Consider the following 1,594-nt stretch of genomic DNA (forward strand, 5'->3'; position numbering starts at 1 on the left):
GCCGCAAGGGCGTCGGGCGGCGGGGCGGTGGCGGCGCGGGCGCGCGGACCGTGCGGAACACATAGCCGCGGAACTGCCCCCGGTGGCCATGGCCGGCCTGCGCCCGCGCGTCGTGCGGGTCCAGGTTGTGCCGGCGTGCCACCGCGGCTTCGTGCGCCTCGGCGGCGCGCGCGGCGGTGGCGGCCTCCGCGGCCTGGGCGCGGCGCAGCGGTCCGGTGCTCATAGGAACATCGCCGCCAGCAGGTTCTCGGAGAAGCGCAGCAGTGTCGAGCCGGCCCAGGGCGCGCAGATCGCCACGACCACCGTCACCGCCAGCAGCTTGATGCCCTGGGAGATGCTCGAGTCCTGCAGCGAGGTGATCGCCTGCACGAAGGAGATCAGCAGGCCGACGATCGCCGACACCGCCACCGCGGGCAGCGACAGCATCAGGCACATCATGAGGGCTTCGGAGGTGAGTCGGATGATGTTCTCGTAATGCATGACGGGTTCCGTTGGAGACGCTGCCCGGCGCGGATCAGCGGTAGGTCAGCACCAGGCCGTGGATGAGCTTGGGCCAGCCGTCCAGCACGATGAACAGCAGCAGCTTGAACGGGATCGCGACGTTGGTCGGCGTGACCTGCGACAGGCCCATCGCCAGCAGCACGTTGGCGATCACCAGGTCGATGACGACGAAGGCCAGGTACAGCAGGAAGCCGATGCGGAAGGCCGCCGAGAGCTCGGTCAGCAGGAAGGCCGGCGCCAGCACCAGCAGGTCGTCCTTCTTCAGCTGGGCGGCGCGTTCGGCCGGCCAGATCGCGGCGGCGGACTTCAGGAAGAAGGCCTTCTCGGCCGGGTCGGCATGCTTGTCGAGGAAGCGGCGGAAGGGCTCGCGCGCGGCGTCGGCGGCGCCCAGCAGCTGCTGCGCATTCGACTGCGTCGCCGTGGTCGAGGCCCCGCGCATCTGCTCCGAGGCCTCCATCAGCACCGGCGCCATGATGTAGCAGGACACGATCATCGCCACGCCGTTCAGGACCATGTTGGGCGGCACCTGCTGCACGCCGATCGCGTTGCGCAGCAGGCCCAGCACCACGGCGATCTTGGTGTACGAGGTCACCACCATCGCGGCGAACGGCAACACCGCCATCGCCGCCAGCACCAGGAACAGCGAGACCGGATCGGTGCTCGGCAACGGCATCATGACGACCGCCCCTGGCTCGGGCCGGCCGCGTCCGCCATGACGCCGGTGCCTGCGGATGCGGAGGCGATGCCCAGGCCCATCCGGACGATGCGCACGCCCAGCTGGTCGCCGATCGCCACCAGCTGACCCAGGCCGAGCGTCTGTCCATGGCAGACCAGGCGCACCGTCGCCTCGGGCAGCGGCACGTCGAGCTCGATGACGGCGCCTTCGCCGAGGCTGGCCAGCTCGCCGAGCGCGATGCGCGCGCTGTCGATCTCGAAGGACACCGGCACCTGCAGATGCTCCAGCCCCTCGGCCGCCGTCAGGGCGAGCGGCGGCGCCGCCGCGGCGGCCTCGTCGACGAGGCGCGGCGGGGCCGCGAGGTGGGCGCGGGAGGCATCGAGGTCGAGGTCGGCAGTGGCTTGCATCGTGATTCCC

3 protein-coding genes and 1 pseudogene are annotated in these 1,594 nt (G+C 71.1%); all 4 read right to left on the reverse strand.

The annotated features are described in order from the left end of the window. Positions 1-223: pseudogene (locus tag CS062_RS25075) on the reverse strand (hypothetical protein); the annotation flags it as partial. After that, entirely contained in the window at positions 220-480 is a 261-nt protein-coding gene (gene sctS, locus CS062_RS25080; RefSeq protein WP_091733548.1) for a type III secretion system export apparatus subunit SctS, read from the reverse strand. The pseudogene CS062_RS25075 and the gene sctS, both read right to left, overlap by 4 nt. 34 nt (positions 481-514) lie before the next feature. Continuing rightward, positions 515-1,123 carry a type III secretion system export apparatus subunit SctR gene (gene sctR, locus CS062_RS25085; RefSeq protein WP_438270502.1) on the reverse strand — a complete coding sequence of 203 codons (609 nt, stop codon included), beginning with the start codon at positions 1,121-1,123 and terminating at the stop codon, positions 515-517. Between the two features lie 50 nt (positions 1,124-1,173). Further along, the coding region (locus CS062_RS25090; protein WP_143742521.1) for a FliM/FliN family flagellar motor switch protein at positions 1,174-1,594 on the reverse strand (421 nt) is incomplete at its 5' end.

The organism is Roseateles chitinivorans (assembly GCF_002761755.1).
Lineage (GTDB): Bacteria > Pseudomonadota > Gammaproteobacteria > Burkholderiales > Burkholderiaceae_C > Roseateles > Roseateles chitinivorans.